General features: G+C 34.8%; 17 protein-coding genes. 13 read left to right on the top strand and 4 right to left on the bottom strand.

Annotation, left to right across the window (positions count from 1 at the left end):
• The first annotated feature begins 458 nt into the window (after positions 1–458).
• Complete coding sequence (ppk1, locus tag AC3E9W_RS22515) at positions 459–2,477, top strand: polyphosphate kinase 1 (RefSeq protein ID WP_488770138.1); 2,019 nt, start codon at positions 459–461, stop codon at positions 2,475–2,477.
• Positions 2,478–2,544: 67 nt separating this feature from the next.
• Here ppk1 and AC3E9W_RS22510 read toward each other — a convergent pair whose 3' ends face one another.
• Positions 2,545–3,309, bottom strand: a complete 765-nt coding sequence (locus AC3E9W_RS22510) for a LuxR C-terminal-related transcriptional regulator (protein WP_306155539.1) — start codon at positions 3,307–3,309, stop codon at positions 2,545–2,547.
• A 190-nt stretch (positions 3,310–3,499) separates the two neighbouring features.
• On the opposite strand from AC3E9W_RS22510, the gene AC3E9W_RS22505 reads away from it, so the two are divergent.
• Positions 3,500–4,030 (top strand): NAD(P)-binding domain-containing protein, encoded by a 531-nt coding sequence (locus AC3E9W_RS22505; RefSeq protein ID WP_488770137.1) that lies wholly within the window; start codon positions 3,500–3,502, stop codon positions 4,028–4,030.
• Between the two features lie 89 nt (positions 4,031–4,119).
• Positions 4,120–4,710: an MEDS domain-containing protein gene (locus tag AC3E9W_RS22500; RefSeq protein ID WP_488770136.1), complete on the top strand. Its 591-nt coding sequence runs from the start codon at positions 4,120–4,122 to the stop codon at positions 4,708–4,710.
• A 36-nt stretch (positions 4,711–4,746) separates the two neighbouring features.
• Here the strand turns inward: AC3E9W_RS22500 and AC3E9W_RS22495 are convergent, their stop codons facing one another.
• The gene (locus AC3E9W_RS22495) at positions 4,747–5,280 is read right to left on the bottom strand and encodes an NAD(P)-binding domain-containing protein (RefSeq protein ID WP_488770135.1); all 534 of its coding nucleotides are present in this window, start codon (positions 5,278–5,280) and stop codon (positions 4,747–4,749) included.
• A 361-nt stretch (positions 5,281–5,641) separates the two neighbouring features.
• Between AC3E9W_RS22495 and AC3E9W_RS22490 the strand changes: the two genes are divergently transcribed.
• The 3 genes from AC3E9W_RS22490 (at position 5,642) to AC3E9W_RS22480 (ending at position 7,431) form a co-directional block, all read left to right on the top strand.
• Positions 5,642–6,142, top strand: a complete 501-nt coding sequence (locus tag AC3E9W_RS22490) for a cupin domain-containing protein (protein WP_488770134.1) — start codon at positions 5,642–5,644, stop codon at positions 6,140–6,142.
• Between the two features lie 44 nt (positions 6,143–6,186).
• A complete protein-coding gene (locus AC3E9W_RS22485) occupies positions 6,187–7,071 on the top strand; it encodes a dihydrodipicolinate synthase family protein (protein ID WP_488770133.1) in 885 nt (294 codons plus the stop codon).
• Positions 7,072–7,197: 126 nt separating this feature from the next.
• Positions 7,198–7,431 (top strand): thioredoxin domain-containing protein, encoded by a 234-nt coding sequence (locus AC3E9W_RS22480; RefSeq protein WP_306155530.1) that lies wholly within the window; start codon positions 7,198–7,200, stop codon positions 7,429–7,431.
• 165 nt (positions 7,432–7,596) lie between these two features.
• Here AC3E9W_RS22480 and AC3E9W_RS22475 read toward each other — a convergent pair whose 3' ends face one another.
• Complete coding sequence (locus AC3E9W_RS22475; RefSeq protein ID WP_488770132.1) at positions 7,597–8,349, bottom strand: SDR family oxidoreductase; 753 nt, start codon at positions 8,347–8,349, stop codon at positions 7,597–7,599.
• Positions 8,350–8,707: 358 nt separating this feature from the next.
• On the opposite strand from AC3E9W_RS22475, the gene AC3E9W_RS22470 reads away from it, so the two are divergent.
• Together AC3E9W_RS22470 and AC3E9W_RS22465 are read left to right on the top strand one after the other, a co-directional pair.
• Entirely contained in the window at positions 8,708–10,195 is a 1,488-nt protein-coding gene (locus AC3E9W_RS22470; protein WP_488770131.1) for a DUF1254 domain-containing protein, read from the top strand.
• Positions 10,196–10,572: 377 nt separating this feature from the next.
• Entirely contained in the window at positions 10,573–12,570 is a 1,998-nt protein-coding gene (locus tag AC3E9W_RS22465; protein WP_488770130.1) for a BCCT family transporter, read from the top strand.
• Positions 12,571–12,600: 30 nt separating this feature from the next.
• On the opposite strand, the gene AC3E9W_RS22460 is transcribed toward AC3E9W_RS22465, so the two are convergent.
• Complete coding sequence (locus AC3E9W_RS22460; protein WP_488770129.1) at positions 12,601–14,013, bottom strand: DUF1254 domain-containing protein; 1,413 nt, start codon at positions 14,011–14,013, stop codon at positions 12,601–12,603.
• A gap of 264 nt (positions 14,014–14,277) precedes the next feature.
• On the opposite strand from AC3E9W_RS22460, the gene AC3E9W_RS22455 reads away from it, so the two are divergent.
• The 5 genes from AC3E9W_RS22455 to AC3E9W_RS22435 all read left to right on the top strand — a co-directional run bounded on the left by AC3E9W_RS22455 (position 14,278) and on the right by AC3E9W_RS22435 (position 24,778).
• Entirely contained in the window at positions 14,278–15,906 is a 1,629-nt protein-coding gene (locus AC3E9W_RS22455; RefSeq protein ID WP_488770128.1) for a tetratricopeptide repeat protein, read from the top strand.
• Between the two features lie 162 nt (positions 15,907–16,068).
• Positions 16,069–16,206 (top strand): hypothetical protein, encoded by a 138-nt coding sequence (locus tag AC3E9W_RS22450; RefSeq protein WP_306155525.1) that lies wholly within the window; start codon positions 16,069–16,071, stop codon positions 16,204–16,206.
• 95 nt (positions 16,207–16,301) lie between these two features.
• Positions 16,302–22,448, top strand: coding sequence for a M4 family metallopeptidase (locus tag AC3E9W_RS22445; protein ID WP_488770127.1), 6,147 nt, complete (start codon positions 16,302–16,304; stop codon positions 22,446–22,448).
• A gap of 56 nt (positions 22,449–22,504) precedes the next feature.
• Positions 22,505–23,146 carry a porin family protein gene (locus AC3E9W_RS22440; RefSeq protein ID WP_488770126.1) on the top strand — a complete coding sequence of 214 codons (642 nt, stop codon included), beginning with the start codon at positions 22,505–22,507 and terminating at the stop codon, positions 23,144–23,146.
• 207 nt (positions 23,147–23,353) lie between these two features.
• The gene (locus AC3E9W_RS22435) at positions 23,354–24,778 is read left to right on the top strand and encodes an amino acid permease (protein WP_488770125.1); all 1,425 of its coding nucleotides are present in this window, start codon (positions 23,354–23,356) and stop codon (positions 24,776–24,778) included.
• Positions 24,779–25,001 lie beyond the last annotated feature (223 nt).

The raw sequence follows: 25,001 nt of genomic DNA, 5'->3' as shown, positions 1-25,001 counted from the left end.
ATTTAAATTCATTGATTTTGATAAATTATAGAGAGCAATGGTCAACTGAGAAAAATAATCTCCCTTTAAAAAACTTGTTTCCTGTACATTTTGCCTAGAGATATTCTGATATTATTTTGAATTATAATTTTTACTAGTAGTAAGTACCAGAAAAGAGAAATCGTACTATCTGTCAGTATTACAATATGGTTAATAAAAAGTTAACAGGATTAGGATTGCTTTTTGTTTGGAAGTAAAAAAGAAAATGATGCATTTCGGAGAATATCTTACCTTGATACGTGCAAATGTTATAAAATAGAGAAGTGGTCTAATATGAATTAGGTTTTGTTACCCATAAATTAAATTATAGTTAACTGCTTGTCTGTAGTGTTTTTTAAAATAATAATTTCTCAAATTTACAGAGAGGCTTATTACAGCCAAAACCAATTTATTTTCTACATAAAAGTATTTTAGTAAACGTGCAAAACTATCTTATACCTTCAGAAATTTCATGGCTTTCTTTCAATAATTGTATTTTAGAAGAAGCCGATGACCAGAATAATTCATTATATGAAAGAATCAAGTTTTTAGCCATTCATTCTTCTAATTTGGACGAATTTTTCAGGGTTAAAATCAGAAAACTGCTGATCAAAAATTCTAAGAAAAATAAAGACTTACTAGATAAAATTCTAACAGAAGTAAACGTCCAGCAAAATAGATTTGGAGCCATCTGGAAGAATTCAATATTGCCAGAATTGGCCGCAAATAATATTGTATATTATGAAAATCAAGAACTTTCAGAAGAACATCTTCAAGAGATCGAATATTATTTTAAAAGCATAATCTTATCCTATATTCAGGTGGTTTATATTTCTTTAAACCAGCCTAAAACCTATTTCTTAAATAACCGAAGCTTATATTTTTTGGTTAAACTAAAGGATGCTTCAGGAAATTATAATTATGCTTATTTAAATATTCCTTCGGACAAATTGGATCGATACAAACAATTGCAAAGTCTGGGAGAAACGCATTATATTATTTCAATTGATACCATAATAAAAAATTGTTTGTCTCTGATTTTTCCTTCTGGAAAAGTAGTTTCGTGCAATGCGATTAAGCTAAACCGAGATGAAAATTATTTGATAGAAGATGAAAACTCCGGAGATTTAATAGCCAAAATTGAAGCCAAAATCGAAGAACGAAAACGAGGTTCTTCAACAAGATTTCTGTATGATTCCAACATGGATGCAGAAACCATTTCTGTATGTAAAAAAGCTTTTCGACTTAAAAAAGAAGAAATGATAAAAGGCGGAACCCATCATAATATGTATGATTTGTTCAAGTTCCCAAATCCTGTTAAACCAAATCTTCAGGGAATAAATTATCCAGGTCTCAAGCATTTACCTTTTGAAAGCAAGAAATCAATTTTTGAAGTGATAGACAAGCAAAATCAGCTGCTTCATTTTCCGTATCAATCGTATTATTATGTGCTTCAGTTTTTTAATCAAGCAGCCATTAATAAAAACGTTCTAGAGATCAAAATCACATTATATAGAATTTCATCGCAGTCCTTAATTGCTAATGCTTTAATAAGCGCGGCAAAGAATGGCAAAAAAGTAACCGTTTTTGTGGAGGTAAAAGCACGATTTGATGAGTATAATAATTTATTCTGGTCGCGAGAAATGAAAAATGCCGGCATAAAAATTATTCAAAGCATGCCCAATTTAAAGGTTCATGCTAAAGTGGCCATGGTGACAATGAAAGATAAATACGGAAATAAAAAACACTATAATTATCTGTCAACTGGGAACTTTAATGAAAGCACTGCCAATGTTTATTCTGATTTTGGCTTTTTTACCTCAGAAAAAAAATATACAGATGATCTAAAAAAGGTATTTGCGTTTTTAAAAACCAAGAAAAAAACAGGAGAACCAAAACATATTTTAGCCGCAGGTTTTAATATGAAAGAAAAGCTGATCGAATTAATACAGACTGAAATAGATTATAAAAAGAAGGGAAAAGAGGCTGCTGTCTTTTTAAAAGTAAATGGAGTTGATGAAAAAGAGATTATTGATAAACTTATTGAAGCTGGAAAGGCGGGTGTGGAAGTAGCATTGATCGTGCGCGGAATTTGCACTCTGTTGCCAGGAATTGAAAATATATCTGAAAACATAAAAATATACAGAATTGTAGATATGTTTTTGGAACATTCCAGAATTTACAGATTTGCCAATAATGGTAAAGAGAAAATTTATTTGTCGTCTGCTGATATGTTGAGCCGAAATCTAAACAGAAGAATTGAAGTGGCTTTTCCGTTGTATGACGAAAAACAGATTGAAGAAATTAATACCATTATTCAACTGCAGTTGGAAGATAATACAAAAAGAAGAACCATCAATAAAGAAGGAAACAATGAATTGGAAGTTTTGGGCACTGTAAAACCTAGGCGTGCACAAACCGAAATTTATAATTGGTTAGCACAAAACAATACGGAATAATAGATAAGCTAACTAAAAAAAATCCAAGGGAGAATCTCAAAAAAGATAAATTAATTTAAAGTAAATTTTAAAGCCAGCCTTCTCTTAGCGCCTTACAAATAACTTCAGAAGTGTTTTTTGTTTTTGTTTTTCTCAAAATATTTCGTCTGTGTGTATTAATGGTTTCAACGCTTAAGAATAGTTTTTCTGATAGCGTTTTACTGTTATGCCCTTCAATCAGATTTTTTAATATTTCTTTTTCTCTTTTGGTTAATATGGGCTTGGTAGGTTTAAAAGCAGATTGCAATTCTACATCAATAAACGATGGCTCACCGTCTAACCCAATAAAGGAAAGAACCGATTTGGTGCTGGTTTTTAAATGGGTAATATCAGTATGAACAGATAAAACTCTTAAAGCGCCTCCTTCTGGAGAAGACTGAATATTATAAACTTGCTGTAAAATGCGTCTATAGCTTCCATCAGTGTGTTTAAGCCTGTAATCGTATCTCATTTTGTATTTTGATGATTTCTCAGGCTGAATTTGAGAAAAGAATTTCATAGCAGTATTCTGCACATTTAAGAAAAAAGAAACATCATCGGGATGAATATTCACAAAAGAATATTCAGTAGTAAATTCCTCTGGCAAACATCCTAGAACTTTCGTTATATCTTCTTGAACATATTCGATGGTGGAGGTTACCAGATTAAAGATGAGGTAATAATAGTCTGCGATTGAAAAAATATCAACTATTTTTTTAATGTAGTCTATGCTGTAATTTGGCTCGGCAGAAACATTAGACCTTGCCACAGTTCCCCATATTCGCTCTAACTCAGGTAACGGATCACGATTCATTGCTGTTTTTTTGATAAAATTAGATAAATAATTTTACTAAATATACTCATTAATGGGTATTTTTTAACAATTGTTTAGTCTTTAAATTTGAAATTTAAGCTAAAATAGTTTGGTGAAATACTGCATACAAGGCATTAATACTATAACTATTACAAAGGCAAACTTATTGTTGAAAAATTTAAATTTATAAATGGTTAAAAAGCAGTGTATTGGCATTATCGGGTTAAATTCAGTTTCCTTGGACTTTGCAGAGAGGCTAGTTTTGTCTGGATTTGAAGTTTTGTTAAGCACGACAGGGTGCCCTATGATTTTTAGAGATTTTTCTAAATTTTTGCATCCTAAAATCAAATCTGTTTCACTTTCTGAGGCCGCTGGCTGCGAAATAATTATTCTTTTTATAAGTAAAGAAAAGATGCTAGAGGTGGCTAGTGAAATTCCTAAAACGAGTGGTAAAATAGTCTTTTACCACAATTATCTTGTCGATAATGGAAATGTAGTTCTTAAAAATAGTTCTAGTAATACATCATCAGAAGTATTGGCTGGTATAGTTCCTAGTGCTACAATCGTTGATATTTTTACTCCCTTTGAAATAAATACATCTAAAAATGAATCGAAGCGATCTGTTTTTTATGCTACTAATGACATAAAAGTGAGAGAGAAGGTAGAACAGCTCTTAATTCAACTAAATTTTAATGCAATTTGGATGAATATGCCAAAATAAGAACGTAAAATAAAATATAACAGATAAAAAAATGTAAAATCCTATTCTTAAGTTTTTGTGATAAAATAGGTATTGCGTATATTTGAGCTATGAACAGACAAACGACTTTTTCGGTATGTGGAGAAACAATGCCAGCTCCAATGCATATTTGCGGTTTTTTCGATTCCAAAGAACAGCAGTATGAGGTAATCATTCCTTATATTATGGAGGGATTGGAAGCGAATGAAAAAGTTATAAATATTTTGGAAGGCAGCCGCCATGGTGAGCACTGCCGCTGTCTGACTGAGAATGGAATTTCTCTAACTGAAAAACTGGTAAGTGGCCAACTAGAAGTGCTTGCTTCAGAAAACACCTACACAAGCGATGGTGTTTTTGCTGCCGAAAAGATGTATAAAATGCTTGAAAGCAATTTATTGTCAGCTTCAAGAGCTGGTTATGAAAGTGTTAGAGCATGTGGAGATATGGTCTGGGCTCTCAAAAACCTACCAGGAACCGATGAACTATTAGAATACGAGGCTAGCTTAAATCAACTTACTCCAAAGCATTCTTGTTCCTTAATTTGTATGTACGATACCAACAGTTTCAGTCCAGAAATGCTTGAAGATATACTGCGTACCCATCCTTATGTGATTAAGGACGGAAAGATTAGTAAAAATCTGAAATATGAAGAAGCTTTGTAATTGATGCTAAGATTTTCGGGTTTTCCATCAAATATTTCAAATTGATTTATATTCAACAAGTTCGGTACTAGAAAAACCAAGTTTATCCAAAAAAAGGCGTACATTCTTTTTAACCTCTATATTCCCGCCACTGAATAGTATTCTTGCATTTTTGCTCAATCTGCTTTCCATGGCAACGTTAAAATTAAAAGTAGAAAACAATTTAACGATATGGGCTTGTGGAAATAAACCACTAATAATTTGAGCCGCCGTCTTTTTTGCCGGTTCTATAGCAGAACTTTCACTGCTGAATAGATAATTGTTAGTGTGGAGAATTATTTTATTGTCTATTTTGTTTAGTGGCTGCAATGTTTTTTGAAGGTTTTCCCATGGTAGAGATACGATAAGTATATCAGCATCTGCCGTTTGTTCTATTACTGATAGTTTTACATTCCCATTAATATTGCTTATTACTTGTGAAAACAAGGCATGACCTCTCGGATCATTTACTGATACTTCAAATCCTGCCTCAGCTGCCCTTGTACATAGATCAAGAGTTGCGGTACTGATTCCAATAATTCCTACTTTCATATATTGCTATTTTAAAGTATATTTTTTTGATATCTAAACAGTCTCAATTCTCCTTTGCCGATTATGTGAAAGTATCGAAAATATTCAGTATGACTATAAGTACAATTACCTGTTTTTGAGATTCTTTCGAAAGCAAAAGATGATTTTTGAAGTATGTGACTATTCCAGTTGTTCTCTATAAAAATGTCTTTTTTCAGCTATTTTCATATTTCAAGAATCTGTTTTATCCCATTTCTTAAAGTTATTTCTGATGTATAATTTAATCTGGACTAGTTCGATTAATTAAAACTGTGCCAGCGTGAAGATCCAGTTACGATATATTTTTGCCATGCAATAATGCACTAACATAAATAGATAAAGCATGTCAAAATTAGATGAAAACACAGAAGCCGTTAGAACTACTCACGGCGAACAAAAGAACTTTAGTTCAAAAGATTTCCACCAGACTTTTGCAAGACCGCAATACCACAGACCTTCGCATCTTATTCATAAAAATGTAGAAACTGCTGGTGTGCATGACCAATTTTCGACAGAACGCAAACATCCCGTATTTTTTGTAGATCTGCCAAGTAAGAACGTAAGTCTTACAATAGGCGGACTGCTTCCGGATCAAATGACAAACCGACACCGCCATACTTACGAAACCGTGCTTTATGTTATAGAAGGCGAAGGATATACAGAAGTAGAAGACGAGCGCGTAGAATGGAAAGCTGGCGATGCTGTATATATTCCTTCTTGGGCTTGGCACAGACATAAAAATTTGAGCAGTACAGAATCTGCCAAATATATTGCTTGTGAAAATGCACCCCAGCTTCAAAATCTAGGCGTGGCGCTTCGCGAAGAAGAAGGAAGAGACCTTTAATCTATTATTACGGCTTGGAGAAGCCACTTACTTAAATCCATAAAATGAAAGAAGTTCCTTTTAAAGGCGTGATTGCCTATCCGATTACACCATTCGATAGTAATGAGAAAGTTGATATTGCACTTTTTAAAAACCTTGTAGAACGTTTAGTTATAAGCGGTTCTCATGGTATTGCACCATTAGGAAGTACAGGCGTCCTTCCTTATTTGAGTGACGAAGAAAAAGAAAATATCACCGAAACCACGATCAAACAAGTTGCTGGCCGTGTGCCGACATTAGTTGGCGTTTCAAATCTTACTACAGAAAAAACAATTTATCATGCGCAATTTGCTGAAAAATCGGGTGCTGATGCTGTTATGATAATACCAATGAGCTACTGGAAACTTACCGATGATGAAATCGTGCAGCATTACGATGCAGTAGCTTCAAAAATTGGTATTCCGATTATGGCTTACAACAATCCAGCAACGGGCGGTGTCGATATGTCTCCAGCACTGCTTAAAAGATTATTAGAAATCCCTAATGTCACCATGATTAAAGAAAGCACTGGAGATGTACAGCGCATGCATTATCTAAGACGGGAGCTAGGGGAAGAGGTTGCATTTTATAATGGATCAAATCCGCTGGCTTTAGCTGCTTTTACTGCTGGTGCTGCAGGATGGTGCACTGCCGCTCCAAACTTGATTCCCGAATTAAATATTAGTTTGTATAACGCAATTCAAGAAAATGATCTTGAAAATGCGCGTGAGATCTTCTACAAGCAGTTAGACTTGCTAAAATTCATTGTAGCAAAAGGGCTTCCTCGGGCTGTTAAAGCAGGGCTGAACATTCTTGGGGAAGACGGAGGACATTTACGAAATCCATTAAAGCCATTGACCGAAACAGAAACAGCCGAGCTAGCCCGAATGCTGCTTACGGGCAAAAATTAATTCTAAATTATGGAATTTAAAATGATCCAGATTGGGATGATTTAACTCCATTCTGGATCAGCTGTCCGTTACGAGTCCTAACTAAATTTGTCCTGACAATAAAGTCAAAAATTAAAAAGAAAAAAAATGAAAAAATCTGTTTTTTACCACGCAGGATGTCCTGTATGTGTAAGCGCTGAGCAAGATATTATTGCTCTTATTGGAGAAGAAAATGTAGAGGTGGTTCATTTCGGAAACGATAAAAGCCGAATTGGAGAAGCTGAAAATGCTGGTGTTAAATCTGTTCCTGCTTTGGTTACGCCAAATGGAAATGTGCTTCATATTAACTTCGGTGCATCAATGGAAGAAGTTAAAGCTTAATTATAGGCTCTTTAAGGGCATGTCAAACTGAGATGGTCTGTAGGTGTTAAATAAATATAACTTGTAGAACCAAAGGCCGTCTGGAAGGAAACAGCAATAGAAATCGAATTAGGAAATAAAAAGAGCCAAACTTGCAATGTGGTTTGGCTCTTTTTTTATATACTATTATTTTCCTCCATTCATTACTTGTAAGGCTGTTTCTGGAGATGAAAGATATAACTTGTAAAAATCTGCCGTGGCTCCCACATGAATTTCATAAGTTTCGCTTTCTAGTGCTTTTTTCAGCTCCAAAGCAACTTCTTGCGGACTAATGCCGTTTTGACCACCTATATCTTTTGAAAATGATGTATTTACTAAAGGAGGCATCAGTTCAAAAACTTTAACTATAGGCTTTTTATCCTGCTTTTCAAGAGAAATGCGCAGCACCTGTGAGTAAGAATGCAGAGCTGCTTTGCTGACTGCGTATCCAGGCACAGCAAGTCCTGGTGAAAATGCAGCGATAGAAGAAACATTCACAAACGCCGCTTCTGGCTGTTGCTGCAATAACGGAAGAAGTTTCTCGGTCAGTCTAACGATCGAAAGGTAATTCGTCATGATTTCTTCGCTTGCTTTTTCGAAAGCACCAGCATTCTGATCTGTAAGCTGAAAAGAATAAGCAAGACCGGCATTATTGATCACAATATTTAAGCTGGAATGTTTTGCATTAAGTTCTGCAACTAAATTGGTAACATCTGCGGCATTATTAATATCAGCAACGATTGAGGTTACGTTTGGTAGTTCTTCGGCAGCTTTTTGGAGTTTGTCGGCTGTTCTTCCCGTAATTATTACTTTGTTGTCTTTAGAGAATAATCGGGCCATTTCTAGACCGATTCCAGATCCTCCACCTGTTATGAGAATTGTGTTGTTTGATGTTTTCATAATCTAAAAATTTATTATTTCGTATTCTTTTGAATTACAATCTTTATACCTCTATAAAGAAACAATGAAAATCAAGGATTTTTCGGCTTTGGCGTAAGCGACATTTGTTTAATCTCGTAAATCGCTTACATTTTTTGTGATATTTAACGAAAGAGACAATCTGTTCTCAGAGTATTCAACTCAAAATCTAATATTCAAAAATTAATTCTTCTGACACTAAATTTGTTGCTTTTAACTTTAAAATCGCACAAATTCCTCAGATTTCATGTTGCAAGTTATAATATGAAACACAATTACCAGAATTCCACTACTTTAAATTTTCTTAATTGAGTTACTTTTAATTAAAAATAAAATCTCCATGAAAAATCTTATTTTAGTTACAGCACTTTTTTTATCAATTGTCTCGTGCGATAAAAAAACAGAACAGTCTTCAGATCCCGCGCCTGAGAAAAAAGATGGAAAAACTCAAGACATATTGGCTTTAGCAGCGTCAAAGAATGATCCTGTAGTAGAAATCCCTACAACTCCACAGGTTCAAGATTTTGGCGACTATTATAGTTCGCAGACTGCCGGAGTTCTCGCTTTCCAGTGGGGATATGCACTAGTCCGAATGGAAGAAACCATGAGAGATTATGTTAATGTTCCGAATCCAAAGCCAGCAACAAGCTATAGAGCGCCTTTAAATCAGATAGGATGGGCGAGAGCGCTGCCAACAGCAAAAGATGCTGATATGCCAACAGCCAACAATGATACTTTTTATCTGAGTGCAGTTTTGGATCTTAAAGAACCGTTTATTCTAGAAACTCCAGATACCAATGACCGCTATTATGTGGTAGATGTTTTTGATATGTACCAGAATTTAATCAGTTATATCGGAAGACGGACTACCGGAACCAAAGCAGGAAAATTTGCTATAGTACCACCAGGCTGGAAAGGAACGCTTCCGTCAGGCATTAGCAAAGTTATACAAAGCACAACATCAAAAGTTTGGCTATGGGGAAGGCTGAGAGTTTTTGAAGATGATGATTTAAATAAGCTTCATGCGCTGCAGGATCAGTTTCATTTAAAATCATTGAGCGAGTTTAGCGGTAAAAATAAAAGCACACCTGCTGCACTACCTTCAATGCCAAGTTTAGAAAAAAATGATTCTTTAAGATTTTATAAAAAACTGGCTTTTGTCATGACTCAAAACCCGATTTTTGAGCAGGACAAAGCATTAGTAGGACAGTTTGAAAAAATAGGACTGACACCTGGAAAATTTGACCCCTCAAAATTAAACAAATCACAGCTCAAAGGACTTAAAGAAGCGGCTTTAATAGGGCCGATTACAACCATTGCTTCTGTCCAGTCAAGTGCCAAAATAGTAAATGGATGGATGTGGGTAACCAAATTGGATGATTTTGGTTATGATTATGCACTTCGTTCCATGATAGCAGGTCCGTATCTAGGAGGGCAGGGAGAAAAAGAAGCCATGTACCCAATACGATATACAGATAGCGACGGAAATGTGCTTGACGGTAAAAACAGCTACTCTATAAAATTTGAAAAAGATCCTCCAGTAAATGCTTTCTGGTCACTTACGATGTACGATGCCAATAATAAATTGCTGGTGCAGAATGATTTAAATCGATATAAACTTGGAGGAGACTCAAAAGGCTTAAAAAGAAATAATGACGGCTCTTTTGAAATTATCATTCAGAATGCGAAGCCTAAAAATACAGATAACTGGCTTCCGGCTCCAAATGGCGCATTCTATGTGATATTGAGAATGTATCAGCCAAAAGAAGAAGCGCTGAACGGAACTTATAAACTGCCTCAGCTTACTAAAAAAATAGGATCGAGATAGGACAAAAAATATCTAAAAAAGCTTTAAATAAAGGATTTAAAGCTTTTTTTGTATGATGAGTTGAATAAAAATTACTAAACTGTATTTTTTAGATTTTGAATAAAGATTAAAAAATCCCAGATAAATTAATAGTCTTTATATTTAAGAAAACGTATACGTAAAATATATTTTTAGAAGTATACTTTGGCTATAATTTTGGAAATTCATTGGGTTTGCTGGTTATTAAAACTTTTTGAGCCTAAAATAATTTAGCTATCTTTGTGAGATCACGCTGCAAATCTGCAGCAATTTGAGCATTTACGCTTCTTTATTTATTTCCTCGCAGTTTTCAGCCCCTTATTTCTGTGTGAAGCTTTATTAATCCTTAAAAGAATAAGATGAAACATACTTTAAGCAAAGGTGTTACTATACCCAGTCTACTATTTATAATCGGAGTCTGTGTTGTTGCGGCCTTATTTCCTTCATTAACCGAAGATCTTCTGGACACCGTTAAAAATTCAATTTTTGTCAATTTAAACTGGGTCTATGTTTGGGTGGTTACACTGGTAGTTATTTTTCTGCTGTGTCTCATGTTCAGCAGATACGGGAATATAAGACTCGGAAGAAACGACAGCAGGCCAGAATATTCTTTTTTTTCTTGGGTTTCGATGCTTTTTGCGGCAGGAATGGGAATAGGACTAATGTATTTTAGCGTAGCAGAGCCTATTCAACATTATTCCAACGAAGTATTTCAGGGAGCAGGGGAGATTAGCAGAGCAAAGAATGCACAGCTTTATACTTTTTTTCACTGGGGCATTCATGCTTGGGCAATTTATGGTATTGTCGGTTTGTCTCTTGCTTATTTTTCATACCGTTACAGACTGCCGCTATCGCTTAGAAGCTGTTTGTATCCGCTTTTAAAAGAAAAAATTAATGGGAGATGGGGAAATGTCATCGATGTTTTTGCCCTCTGCAGTACTTTTTTCGGTATTACAACCACGTTAGGATTTGGTGTAGTTCAGATTAATTCGGGACTGAGCATACTACATATTGTTCCGGGAAACAGTTTTGTTTATCAGATTATTATTGTGGCTGTTTTAGTGTCTATTTCTATTTTTTCTGCGGTAAGCGGACTAGACAAAGGAGTGCGCATTTTGAGCAATATTAATATTATTGCGGCGCTGGTGCTGCTATTTTTCATTTTGTTTGCTGGACCAACAGTGTTTATCATCGGAAGTTTTACAGAAGGAATAGGAAATTATTTCAGCAATTTTTTTAACCTTACTTTCTCGACACACGTCTACGAGGAGAAAACCCTGCCGTGGTTTTATAACTGGACAATACTTTACTGGGCTTGGTGGATATCGTGGTCACCATATGTAGGACTGTTTATCGCTAAAATTTCCAGAGGCCGCACGATACGTGAATTCATTGCTGCGGTGCTGGTACTGCCAACTGTCTTTAATTTTATTTGGATGTCCGTTTTCGGAAACAGTGCCATTTGGATGGATAAAAACCGTGCAGGAGGAGCATTAAGTGCACTTTCATCAGATCCTGATGTTTTAATGTTCCGCTTTTTGGACTATTTTCCATTTTCGGGTTTTGCAAGCGTATTGGTCATTCTTATAATCATCATTTTCTTTGTAACTTCTGCAGATTCGGGCATTTTTGTAATGAACGGAATTGCAACACGAAATGCAAAAGTATCTCCTAAATGGCAGTCAGTTGGGTGGGGAATTTTGCTTGCAGTGCTGGCGCTTATGGTTTTAAATGCAGGAGGGCTTGGCGCTTTACAAAGCATGACATTGATTACGGCACTTCCTTTTTCTATTATAATGCTCTTTTTTATGGTCAGTTTTGTAAAAGCGCTTACCATTGATCTGGAATATTATGAACGTGAATTTTCGGTTTCAACAGTTCCTTGGTCAGGGGAATTTTGGAAAGACAGACTTAAGGGAATTGTATCTTCTGGCGATAAATCGGCTGCAGAAGACTTTATCAATTCTCATGTGCGGGAGGCTTTTGAAGAACTCAAAGAAGAATTCAAAGCCAATAATATTCAAGCAGAACTGCATGTTTACAGCAATCCAGTAGGTATGGAAATTGAAATCCATTATGATAAAGTAAATAATTTTATCTATGGCGTGAGAGTTCAGTCCAGAGCGGTATCGGATTATGTGGTAACAGAAGAGAATTTTCCTGATTACAAGAGCGCTGACAGTTTCTATCCTGAATCGTATTTTGGCGACGCCAGAGAAGGGTATGACGTTCGTCTGTTTACCAAAAACGAACTGATCAGTGATGTGCTAAAACATTTTGACCGCTTTGTCGAAATCATCTCAGAACACCGCAACGCTATGTTTATCAGTAATAATGCGAATCAGAGAATGCTCTAATTCAGAAGAATATAGTTTTGTTTTTTGTAATTAATGTTTGACAAGTAAAGGCTGTTTCCAAGTTCCGTTTAAGGCTTCTTCTTTCGGCCAATAAAGACGCATAATCATAGAAAATGGTCCTTTTGGTGCTGGAAGCCAGTTTGACTCTAAGGCTTTTCCTGGTGAACTGCTCTGTAGATACAATGTCAATCCTCCATCAGCATCTTTTTTAAACTGAGGAAGCATTGCAGAATTTAAAAGATAACGATTAATTGGGTTTTCGATCAGTAAACTTTCGGGCTGGCTGTACATAGTCATTGACCAGAAAGAGTTTACAGGCGGTAATTGATTGGGAGCAAAAGTGATAGTATAATTATTGTTTCCATCTAGTTTCTCGCCATTACTATCTACATAATAGGCAGGATACATGGCTTCTTCTTTTGTATTTCCGTAAATACCCAAGACAGCGCCCATCATTCGATAGGAATAATTATTATGAAGAAATTCTCTGGTGCCAAAAAGATCTCCAGAAGAAATTTTTCCATTTTCTAACTGTTTTTTTAAGTCGTCAAATTCTTTCCAAGCAAGAGCAACACCTTCATGCATGGCTTGTTTTATCTTTGGGTCTAATGCATTTGTATCAATGATATTGCCTACTTTAACACCTATTTTTTCAAATTTAGCCCTAAGATCTTTTTCAGAAGGATGAATTGGACAGAACTGTAGCGCAAAATTTAAATTATTAAAAAATTGCAGCGATGTTTTTTCTTCTTTTAATGTCAAAGGCTTAATAAAATCTATTGCTTCTGATTTTGTTTGAGATTGTTCTCCTAAAAAAGAAGAAAGTGGCTTTACAATATATTGCTTCTGAATTGCAATTACATTTTTCAAATCATCTGAATTGAACAGTTGAGTCCTAAATTGAGCAGAGGCAATTTCAGTTTCACATCGTATTACTTTTGTGATGTTTTTTGGTGTAGTTCCTTTCCAGTTAGGTCCTATTACCATAAAATTCCCTCCATCATTCCCCGTTGTACGACTGCCCAGATATTCGAAATTATGCGTATATAAGTCTATCAATTGAAGACTCCAATACCTTTCTTTTGGAATTCTTGGGATGCTAAAAATAATGGGTTCTGCTCTTAAATCCAGACCAATCCAAGAATAAGGCGTATCTGAGTTTGGAGTTTGTATTGCTTTATCAGCGGGTGTAAAAACTCGTGGTATATTAAATAAAATATTCCACGGCGCTTTATAATCAGGATTGTTTTTATCTACAAAATAAGCATATTGAACTCTGCTGTTGTCCACAATAGGAAAACCGTAAATGTATGCTTCTTTCGTAATAGTACGCACTTCATCTAAGGATAACTGTTTATCGGTGAGTTTATGATTTTCTTTTTTGCAGCTTATGAGTGTAAAAATCAACAAAAAGAGAATAACAGGATTTTTTAGTGCTTTCATATCAAAATATTATTTACAACTGTCTTATTATTATAAAGTTAATATTTTTTTTTAAAACAAAATAGCCTTAAATAGTAGAGATGGATGCATGAGAATCTTTCGCAAAAGATTTTTAAACTCAGAACACCGTAATGCTATATTTATTTGTAATTATGCTCATCAGGGAACGTTTTGATTTAAAGTACAGTCAGGGTATTAACTTTTGGTGTTTCAGCTCTGCTATTTTTAACTAATTTTGGACATAGCTTTTAAGACCTTTTGGCAATGACATCACGATTACTATTTCAGCTTTTTCTTTTATTTTCTTTATCTGTTTATTCTCAGTCTTCTACAAAAGAATTAATAGATGAATTAAATACTATTGATAATCATGAAAAAAAGGTTGAATTGTGCCAAAAGATCGCGGTACGACTGCAAAATTCAGATTGGGAACGAGCTGTAAAATACATAGAACAGGCTGAAATTGAAGCAAAAAAAACATCGAATCCAGACGAAACTCTAGCAACGGTGTACATAACATCTGGTGAGTTATATGATGCAAAAGACGCTTTGGATATTTCTTTGCAATACTATCTAAAGGCTTATGATATTTATAAAGAAAAAAATAACACAGAAGAAGTAAAAAGGGTCGAGAATAATCTTGCTATTTTATATGCAAAGAGCAACAATCAGGAAAAAGCTTTAAAATATTTTCTGCAAGTCTATAAGTATCAGAAAATTAAAAAAGATCCGACTAAAATGGCAAAGATCTTAAATAATATCGGGACAATTTATCTCGAAAAAAATCTTGATTCTTCTTTACATTATTATCAAAAAGCATATTCGATAATCAAAGGACTGCGCAATGAAAAGTTGACGGTTTACATTTATACGAATTTGGCAAGAGCTTATTCTTTTAAGAAAGATAATGCAAAAGCAGAACTCTATTTTGAAAAAGCTTTTGCTGCCGCTGACTCTACTTCTGACAATTCATTAAAATCATTTGCGCACGAAACCTTTGTTGAATATAATCTGAAGCAGAATAATCTTGACGTGGCAATTACACATGCGAAGGAGGCTTTAGAATTAAATAAAAACAAATCTTTTGGCTTTTCTGGCATGCGATTAAATAAGATGCTTTATGATGCCTATCTGAAGAAACAAGATTACAAAAATGCGGTTTACTATTTTGAACAATACAACAAAATAAGCGACAGCATCAATATCGAGCAAAAAGCCGTAAATCTAGAAAGAATCAGGCTGGAGCAGGATTACAAGGTTCGAGGTCAAATACGAACATTAGAAGAAGAAAAAACAAGATTTAAATATTATGTGGTTGGTTTAATATTGGTTGTTGGCATTCTTATTCTAATTATTTTACTGATTCGATATCGAAATAAGAACATTAAAAACCAACTGGAAAAAGAAATACTAAAAGCAAAACAGCAAGAATTAAAACAAAGCTTAGAAGCCAAAAATATGGTTTTGGTCGGAAAAGCAATGTCAGAAATTCATCGTACTGATAATATCAACGAAATCCTGACCGATCTTAAAATGATTAAACTTAAAACGGTCAATAAAGAGTTGCAGCAGGCAATTGATATCGTTTTAAAACGTCTGGAAAAAGATCTTAATACCGATATCTGGAAAGAATTTGAAATCAGTTTTGAACAAGTCCATAAATCTTTCTTTGATAAACTCTCTGTCGATTATCCTTCACTTACTCCAAAAGAGCGACGTCTTTGTGCGCTTCTTTATTTGGATTTAACTACAAAAGAAATTTCTCAAATTACGGGGCAGTCGTTTAAATCTATAGAAAATGCCCGAACCAGACTTCGAAAAAAATTCGATTTAACCAACGAAAAAGTAAATCTGTCCACTTATCTCAATAGTTTTAAAGGTGATTTAATGTAAAATAATTATAAAGTTAACTATTTGATAACGTTATAGTTATTTTGAAATGAGTGTTTTTTAAGTGCCCTGTTTTTGGCACTGAGTGTTTTTGCATTAGTCCTTTTTTTCCGAAGGTTATTTCATCAATCTACTTTTATCAAACTATTGAAATAAATACGTTTGATGAATACAAAGAAAAAAGAAGAACATTCTAAAAGTCTTGATGAGCTTTTAGAAGAAACAAAAACAAAGAAGAGCGCACTCTTAAAAATTCTACAAAAAATAACAAAAGCAAGCTCAAAAAATCAACCGCCGAATTGATTTTTAGGGCTTGCTTTTGTGGTTTTCTGCTAACCATTGTAGCATTTACACTATTAACTAAAGCAGCCTTTAATACTAATTTTAAATTAAAAAAAATGAACCAGATTTACTCTAAAACCAGGTATTTGTTTCTTTTATTAGGTTTCTTAGTCTGTTCCGTCGGAATGGCTCAGTCACCTTTACCAAAAAACAAATCAGCGAATGTGCAGACAACGGTACAATCGCCTTTTACAGCTCAAAAAAAGGATCAAGTTTCTCAAAAAAACACAGATCAAAATAAGGATCAGGAAGACGCTTCTGCCAATCCTCTTTTGACTCAGAAAAGCGTACAAGGAACTGCTCTTTCTGAGGAAGAAAGCAAAGCAGTTATGAAAAGAGCGCAAACTAGCGAGAAATTTTTTAACAAAAGTCAAAGTGCTTCAACTGCAAAAAATGATCAGAGTGCAGACACTACAAAAGTGAAATCTTTTGCCAAATCTGCTAATTTGACTATTCAAAATATATTTGAAGTTAAAAAAGCAGACTTTGAATTGTCAAATAAAGACAAAATGCAGTTAAAATCGGTTTCGGCTAAACACGGCAGAAACTTAGCAACTTATCAGCAAGTTCATAATTCTGTTCCCGTAGAAGGAGCGATTTATAAAGTAAGGGATAATAAAACTAAAATTGATGCTTTTGGGTACATCAGTAAAAAACTTCCAGCAAACAGCAGCTATAAAGTAAATGCGTCGGCCGCATTACAAAATGCTTTAAATACGGTAAATGCGAAGGAATATGTTTGGCAGAGCAAAAAATTATCTTCTTTAGTCCATGAAAAAATCAGTAAAAAACCGCAAGGCGAACTGGTATATGTAGGTCCAAATTTTTCTTCTGAATTAACGGAATATCATTTAGCTTGGAAATATGACATTTTTGCTACCAATCCGCAATCAAGCCAGACGATTTATGTAGACGCAAACACAGGAAAAGTTATTTTAAAAATAGACTTAAGCCGCGATGTGCATACCGATAAAGTAAAAACGGCAGGTGTTTCGCCATCTACAGGAAAAGCAAAAGCGAGATATGCCGGAAATGTAACTTTTGGAACCAAACAATATGCTGATGGTTATAGATTGGAAACAGATCAAGGTAAATTTGCCGTACCAATTTATACTTTAAATATGAATCATGGCGATTTTCCATCAGATGATGTGCTTACAGAATACATTGATGAGGATAATAACTGGAATGATTTATACAACAAAGATCACGATGAAGCAGCGATCGATATTCATTGGGGATTGCAGAAAACAATTGATTATTACGAAGAAAAATTCAACCGAAATAGTGTTGATGACAAAGGAATGACCATTTTTGGTATTGCGCATTTAGGTACAAATGTAGAAAACGCTTCGTGGACAGGCGGTTGGGCGCAGTTTGGAGATGGAAATAATACTCCTTATGTAAGTTTAGGAATTACGGGACATGAGCTAACGCACGCTGTAACGCAGTTTTCGGCAGATTTAATTTATCAGGGAGAATCGGGCGCTATGAACGAGTCTTTTAGTGACATATTTGGTGTTTCTATTGAATTTTATGCAGGAAAAGACAGTAAAAATGATATTTGGCTTCTAGGAGATGAGTTATATTCTCATGGAAGTTTAAGAAGCATGTCTGATCCGAAAGCGCAAAATCAGCCGGATACTTACGGAGGAACAAACTGGGCAAATCCATCAAACACAGCTTATGATAATGGGGGTGTGCACATTAATAGCGGTATTACCAATTACTGGTTTTATCTTTTAGTAGAAGGTGGAGAAGGTGTAAATGACCTTAACAACAGTTATAGCATTAAACCAATCGGTTTGGCCAAAGCAGAAAAAATTGCTTATGTAACCCTTACAGAATACTTGTCGCCATCTTCAAACTTTGAAGACATGCGCAGAGCAAGTTTAATGGCTACAGAAGATTTATATGGTTTAGGTTCTGAAGAATATAAACAAGTAACCAACGCCTGGTATGCTATTGGTGTAGGATCTGCGTATTCAGATCAACAATTTTCACTAGTTAGTGTAGAGCAAGCTTCTTTACCATGTGGGCAATTAAAAGGTGACGAACCATTTTATGTAACCATAAAAAATACAGGTACTACCATAATCAAAGCAGATGAAACTTTAAACTTCAAATTGAGGCTTTTGGCTAATGCTCTTGGAAATCTGCGCACTATTTACAGTGATGAAGGAACGGTTCTTTTTGCTAAAGATTTGGCTGTTGGCGCAGAAACGACATTAGCAATTAAAAGCAAGATACCTTATCAAGTTGGAGGGCCTATCAACTATGTTGAGATAAAAATAGATCTTAATTCAGTTACTGATTTTGACAAACAAGACGGCTATTCTTTTGTTTCGCAAATAGTAGTTCCGCTTGCTGAGAAAGATTTTGATCTTAAAGCAACAGCTCTAAAAATGCCTGACTATTCAGGAGATATGCTGACAGCAAATCATAAATTAGAAATTACGCTTTTAAATTTAGGCTGTCAGGATATTCCAGCCGGAACACAGCTAAAAGTGGGATACGCTAACACAAAAGCAGGAAGTACGACAATCTGGAAAGATGTTACGTTGCAAACGGTTATCAAAGGAAAATCAGAAATTACAATTCCTTTTGACGAAACTGTAGATTTGTCTGCTGCAGGTCTTCATACTTATGAAGGTTATGTGACATTTAGCCAAGATCCAGTTACAACAAACAATAGTATACTAAATGCCTCTTATAGCGGTATTGTAGCTCAATTTCCATATGCTGAAGGTTTTGAAAGAACACCAGGCGGATGGAACACTAAAGCTTTAGGAGGAACGCAAAAGTTTATTTTCCAGAATTTTGCAGCTTCGTTCAGAACTACTAAATCACAATATATGTGGGGAATGGTAGATTTTAAAACGAATGAAAAAATGGGGCTTAATTCTGATTTTGTATTAGAATCTCCAATCTTTGATTTTACAAATGTGGTGTCTCCGTACGTGGAGTTCGATTTATACTATCTTTTCCATAAAGGTTACGACGGTTTAACTGTAGAATATTCTGAAGATAAAGGTCAAAACTGGAAAAAAATTGAAAGTGTAAATTACCCAGAAACAATTCATGCCGATGAAACAGAAACCGGAGGCTGGTTTACAGGAGTAAATACGGTTTTGAGAAAAGATCCTTATCAAATTCGTTTAAACGAACTTGCAGGAAAAAAAGTAGCGATTCGTTTCCATGTAAAATCAGACGATTATTATGATGGATTCATTGGCGGATTTGTAGATAATATTTTGGTAAGCAATGCACCTTATGATTTAGAAATTCTTTCGGCAAAATTAGACGCTGGAAAATGCACTATTAATAACAATAACGCTACCGTAAACGCTACGATAACGAATAACTTTGCTACTGAAAATCAGATCGTAAATGTTACAACAAAAATTCTTGATGCGGCAAAGAATGAAGTTTTTTCAAAAACAGAAAAAGCAACATTAAACTTTGCTAAATTTAAAGATACTATCAATTACGCTATTCCAAATATTAATTTACAAAATATTGGAGAGCACACTATTTCGGTTTCTATTTTCCCAGAAGACATGGCTACAGATCTAAAACCAGCCAACAACTCTTATGTTTTTACCTACGATAATTGGAATAATGAAGATCAAAAAGTAACTGTCCTTCCGTACAAAATGGATTTTGAAGATGCTACTAAATACAAAGGCTGGAGAACTTCTGAAAACAAAGGATCTGCAGGATGGAAACACGGAACACGCCCAGATTTAGGTTCTCCGGGATGGTTTTTAGAAGAGCATACCAAATTTATGGCAAGCAATGACGATAAATGCAATTGCGATGCTGCAAATGACATGCTTGTTTCTCCCGTATTTGATTTGACTAATTACAAAGAAGCACACTTATCATTTGATGGTTTTGGAGATGGCCAGCATCTTTCAGACGGTTACGTGCAAGTAAGTACTGATGGTGGAGTAACATGGCAGGAAGTATTTCACATGCCTTATTATGGTGCATGGTTTGGATATAATGTTGACTTAAGTGCTTATGCAGGAAAATCGTGTGTAACAGTTGCATTTGTACAAAAAGACAATGGCTTATTTGCTAATGGTTTTGCTGTTGATAATATCGAAATTACACCAACCAAAGAGTATTTAAAGTTATCAAATTTGATTGTGGCAGAAAGTGTATATCAAGATGCACCGACTCATGAATTTTTTATCAGTGCTAGAAATGACGGTTATAAAGAGCTTGATAAAATTACTATTAAATATCAAATCCTTCAAAATGGAAATGCTGTTGGTGAACCAGTTTCATCTGAAAAAATAGCTGCCATCAGAATGGGCGAAACTCTTGCTTATAAAATAGACGGACTTCCTAAATTAGAAGCTGGCACTTATGAGATTAAAGTGCAGGCAAGCGCTGACGGGCAAACAAATGCTAACGCAAAAAGTTTGACTGCTGCTTTTGAGGTTATTGCAAAAGCACCAGAATTGAGTAGTGAGAATTTCTCGAATCTAACACAAGGTTCACTATTTGGATCAAAAGGATTTGTATCGAATCAAAGTGACGAAAATTATCCTTGGAGAGCAGTTCCAACGACTGACAATATCAATTTGACTCTTCCGAAGAATGATCGTACTGGAGATACAGGAGGAAAACTATTATACAGTCAGTTAGAAGGCAATTCTTATTATGGCGAATTAATTTCTCCGCTTTATAAAGTAACAGGAAATACTACAATATTAGAGTTCTATTACGCATTGCAGAGTAATGTTAATGATGCTTTATTGGTAGATATTAAAGAAATTGGCGGTGAGTGGAAAGAAATATGGAGAGCTACCAGTCAAGGCACTTATGTTGATACAGAATGGCAAAAAGCAGCATTAAATATAACCAAATATGCAGGTCAGTCTGTGATGTTCCGCTTCAGACACGCTAAATCTGATGGATATTCTTATTTGGTATTAGATGATCTAAGCATTAGAACGGAAGCTGTTTTAGATGTATCGACTCAAATTTTATCTCCAAAAGATATCTGCGGCAATAGCGAAGTAAAAGTTAAGCTTACCAACGAAGGGCAAACTGCAATTAAAGAAAATTCGATTCAGTTAGATTTAGAATATTACAATACATCAGAAAAAATTTCAGAAGCCATTGTATCGGGAATTCCTGTTGGCGGAAGCATAGAATATACTTTTATCAAACAGCCTAAATTGGATGATTCTGGAGATTCTCATGTGTTTACTGTAAATGCAAAACTTGAAGGAGATTTGATAGCACAAAACAACATCGTTAAAAATTATGTGTATCAAAATGTATCATCAGATTTCAAAATATTTGACAAACCTGAAATTCATGCCTATGCAGGAACTGCAGCATACCTAAATGCTGAAACTAATTTCTTAGACAAAGAATTGGATGTTACTTCATACAAATGGAATACGGGTGAATCTTCTTATGATATTGATGTAAACAAAGCAGGAGATTATACTGTAACAGCAACGCTTAAAAACGGCTGTATTATTACAGAAACCGTAAAAGTTGTATTTGATACTTTCGAATCTGAATTGGTAAGCGGTGCTGTTTGCGGGCCAGAAGTGGTTTTAAATCCAGGAAATTATAAATCGTACGAATGGTTTGACGGATCTACAGAACCAACTTTCACGACAAAAGAAAGTGGCGATTATTATGTGACGGTTTATAACGAAAATGGATTGGGCAGAATCTTATCTACCACTATTTCGGTTCTTGAAAATAATGTAGTTCCTGAAATTAAAGTGCTTAGCGACAAAAAACTAACAGCTTCGGCTGATGCAGTTTCTTACCAATGGTTTTTAAATGGTCAGGCTATTCCAAATGCTACAGAAAAATCAGTTGTTACTATTTGGGAAGGAGAATACAGCTTGCAGATTACCAATGCCAATGGCTGTAACAGCATGTCGACCGCATTTGATTCTAAAGGAATGCTTTTAGGAAAAATAACAAATCCTTTTAGAGTATTTCCAAATCCTGCAGTTGACAATGTAAATATCTTTTTAACAGAAAAAGTAGAAGGAGAAGTACAGATTAAAGTTTATGCCATGAATGGAAGCACAGTTTCTGATAAAATCTATGCTGCCATGCCGTCAAGCATAAGTGTAAGCGGATTAACGCCAGGTGTGTATATCTTAGATTGCACTACATCAGGCAAAAAATATTCTGCTAAAATTATTAAAAAGTAAGAGACAGATTAGGTAACTCTCTTTTTGGGAGTTACCATTCTTAAAACAAAAAGGCTATGAAAAAAACAATGTTAGTTTTATGCGCATTATTCCTAAGCGGGGCAGCTATAGCTCAGGATCAAAAAGTGAAACTAGGAATAAAAGCGGGTTTAAATATGGCAAACCTTAGCGTTGATGAAAGCGAATTAGATTCATCAGACAAAACAGGATTTACCGCAGGTTTAATGGTTGAAATTCCACTTGCAAAGCAATTCTCCGTACAGCCGGAATTATTATACAGCCAGCAGGGATCTAAATTTTCTTATTCTGATGCAGAAATAAGCAATTCTAATTTTAAAAGCACGATTAAACTAAACTATTTAAACATTCCTGTAATGTTGAAATATTATGTTACAAAAGGTTTAAGCGTACAGGCGGGACCTCAAATTGGTATTCTTTTAAAAGCAAATAATGAATACCAAGATAATTTCTTAGGATATGATAACAAAGAGAATATGAATCTAAAGGAATACTCAAGCGGAATAGATACTTCAGTTAACTTCGGTTTGGGATACCAATTTAGAGATAAATTTTATGCAGATGCAAGATATAATCTGTCGTATTCAAATGTTTTTAAAGAAAGTGATGTTAGTTATTTTATCAATAACGATATGAAAAATAGAGTTTTTCAAATAACGATAGGTTATTTTTTGAATTGAGTAATTAGTATGATTCTTTCTATTGGTAAAACCACTCTTCGGAGTGGTTTTATTTTTTTCTAAAAGTGCAGATTAACCCTGAAAACTTCAATTTTTATATTTAATTCTGATAGATCCGATAAAATGATGCTTTGCGCGATTCCTTTTTTAACTTATCTTCGCTGATTATACATTTCCAAATACATTTAAATCCTAAAAATCTAATCTGTGAAAAATAATCATGATGCTGCAGAAGAGAATCAGCTTAAACGCGGACTAACGAACCGTCACATTCAGTTAATTGCCTTAGGCGGATCTATAGGAACAGGCCTTTTCCTCGGCATTGGTCCAGCAGCCGTATTAGCGGGGCCATCTGTTATCTTAGGCTATGCTATTGCCGGAATTATCGCTTTTTTTATTATGAGACAGCTTGGCGAAATGGTGGTTGAAGAACCTGTTTCGGGAAGTTTTAGCTATTTTGCCTATAAGTATTGCGGTTCTTTTGCGGGTTTTGCATCGGGTTGGAATTATTGGATTCTGTATATTTTAGTCAGTATGGCCGAACTTACAGCGATTGGGGTTTATGTGCAGTTTTGGTGGCCTGAAATTCCGCTGTGGGCATCCAGTTTATTTTTCTTTCTGGTTATTAATGCGCTGAATTTTGCGTCGGTAAAAGTGTACGGAGAAACTGAATTTTGGTTTTCCATCATAAAAGTGGTTGCTATTATTGCCATGATTCTTTTTGGAACATATCTGCTGGTAAGCGGAACGGGAGGAGAGCATGCTTCGATCCATAATTTATATAACGATGGAGGTTTCTTTCCGAAAGGTTTCTTTGAAAAAAATGCAAATGGAAGCTTCCAAGGTTTATTGTCTGCCATGGCTTTAATTATGTTTTCTTTTGGCGGTTTAGAACTAATCGGAATTACCGCAGCTGAAGCAGAAAATCCAGAAAAAAACATTCCAAAAGCAACCAATCAGGTTATTTATAGAATTCTGATATTTTATGTTGGCGCATTGATTATCTTATTTGCGTTATCACCTTGGCAGCAAATTACGACAGACAGCAGTCCGTTTGTAATGGTTTTTCAAAATTTAAACGGAATGGAATTTGAGCTTTTTGGTAACAAAATATTTTTTACAAGTCTCATTGCCAATGTGTTGAATTTAATTGTACTAACCGCTGCTTTATCCGTATACAATAGTAGTGTTTACAGCAACTCGCGCATGCTATTTGGATTAGCAGATCAAGGGAGTGCGCCTAAGTTTTTAAAGAAACTGAACAAACATTCGGTACCCGTTAATGCTATTTTAATTTCTTCTTGTTTTGCCGCGATTTGTATTTTAATTAATAAAATAATGCCAGAAGAGGCTTTTGGTATTTTAATGTCTTTAGTAGTGTCTTGTTTGGTTATTAATTGGGTTATGATTTCGTATACACATCTGCAATTTAGACGTGCAAAAGACAGAGAAAACACCAAAACGAAGTTTGCTTCTATATTTTATCCTGTAAGCAACTACATCTGTTTCATATTCTTATTAGCTATTTTAGTCATTATGTGGATGACTAATATGAAAATATCTGTAGAGTTAATTCCGATTTGGCTGGTAATTCTTTTTGTTTTTTATAAGGTTTTTAAAAAGAAAAAATAAGTATTTTTTACATCCCATTTCGTTAGAAATGGGATTTTTTTTCATCATTCTTTCTTCTGTCTTGTCCTGAAAAAAGTTTACATATTTGCGTGCACGAGCGGGTGTCTTGTCCTAAAATAGGTTTACACAAAAGTGTAAAAATATGGAAAGATATTCAAAAACATCATCATCAAAATGGCAGTCTAAGTACAGTGAAGAATTCAAACGATTTGTTTGTAATGAT

The sequence above is a fragment of the Flavobacterium sp. 38 genome (genome assembly GCF_057799715.1).
The sequence above is the reverse complement of the archived record's forward strand: the minus strand, read 5'-3'. Positions and strand labels throughout refer to the sequence as shown.

What these genes read in the sequence shown, in the direction of transcription:
- AC3E9W_RS22510 (WP_306155539.1), bottom strand. Translation starts at nt 3,309, where the DNA reads ATGAATCGTGATCCGTTACCTGAGTTAGAGCGAATATGGGGAACTGTG.
- AC3E9W_RS22505 (WP_488770137.1), top strand. Translation starts at nt 3,500, where the DNA reads ATGGTTAAAAAGCAGTGTATTGGCATTATCGGGTTAAATTCAGTTTCC.
- AC3E9W_RS22500 (WP_488770136.1), top strand. Translation starts at nt 4,120, where the DNA reads ATGAACAGACAAACGACTTTTTCGGTATGTGGAGAAACAATGCCAGCT.
- AC3E9W_RS22495 (WP_488770135.1), bottom strand. Translation starts at nt 5,280, where the DNA reads ATGAAAGTAGGAATTATTGGAATCAGTACCGCAACTCTTGATCTATGT.
- AC3E9W_RS22490 (WP_488770134.1), top strand. Translation starts at nt 5,642, where the DNA reads ATGTCAAAATTAGATGAAAACACAGAAGCCGTTAGAACTACTCACGGC.
- AC3E9W_RS22485 (WP_488770133.1), top strand. Translation starts at nt 6,187, where the DNA reads ATGAAAGAAGTTCCTTTTAAAGGCGTGATTGCCTATCCGATTACACCA.
- AC3E9W_RS22480 (WP_306155530.1), top strand. Translation starts at nt 7,198, where the DNA reads ATGAAAAAATCTGTTTTTTACCACGCAGGATGTCCTGTATGTGTAAGC.
- AC3E9W_RS22475 (WP_488770132.1), bottom strand. Translation starts at nt 8,349, where the DNA reads ATGAAAACATCAAACAACACAATTCTCATAACAGGTGGAGGATCTGGA.
- AC3E9W_RS22470 (WP_488770131.1), top strand. Translation starts at nt 8,708, where the DNA reads ATGAAAAATCTTATTTTAGTTACAGCACTTTTTTTATCAATTGTCTCG.
- AC3E9W_RS22465 (WP_488770130.1), top strand. Translation starts at nt 10,573, where the DNA reads ATGAAACATACTTTAAGCAAAGGTGTTACTATACCCAGTCTACTATTT.
- AC3E9W_RS22460 (WP_488770129.1), bottom strand. Translation starts at nt 14,013, where the DNA reads ATGAAAGCACTAAAAAATCCTGTTATTCTCTTTTTGTTGATTTTTACA.
- AC3E9W_RS22455 (WP_488770128.1), top strand. Translation starts at nt 14,278, where the DNA reads ATGACATCACGATTACTATTTCAGCTTTTTCTTTTATTTTCTTTATCT.
- AC3E9W_RS22450 (WP_306155525.1), top strand. Translation starts at nt 16,069, where the DNA reads ATGAATACAAAGAAAAAAGAAGAACATTCTAAAAGTCTTGATGAGCTT.
- AC3E9W_RS22445 (WP_488770127.1), top strand. Translation starts at nt 16,302, where the DNA reads ATGAACCAGATTTACTCTAAAACCAGGTATTTGTTTCTTTTATTAGGT.
- AC3E9W_RS22440 (WP_488770126.1), top strand. Translation starts at nt 22,505, where the DNA reads ATGAAAAAAACAATGTTAGTTTTATGCGCATTATTCCTAAGCGGGGCA.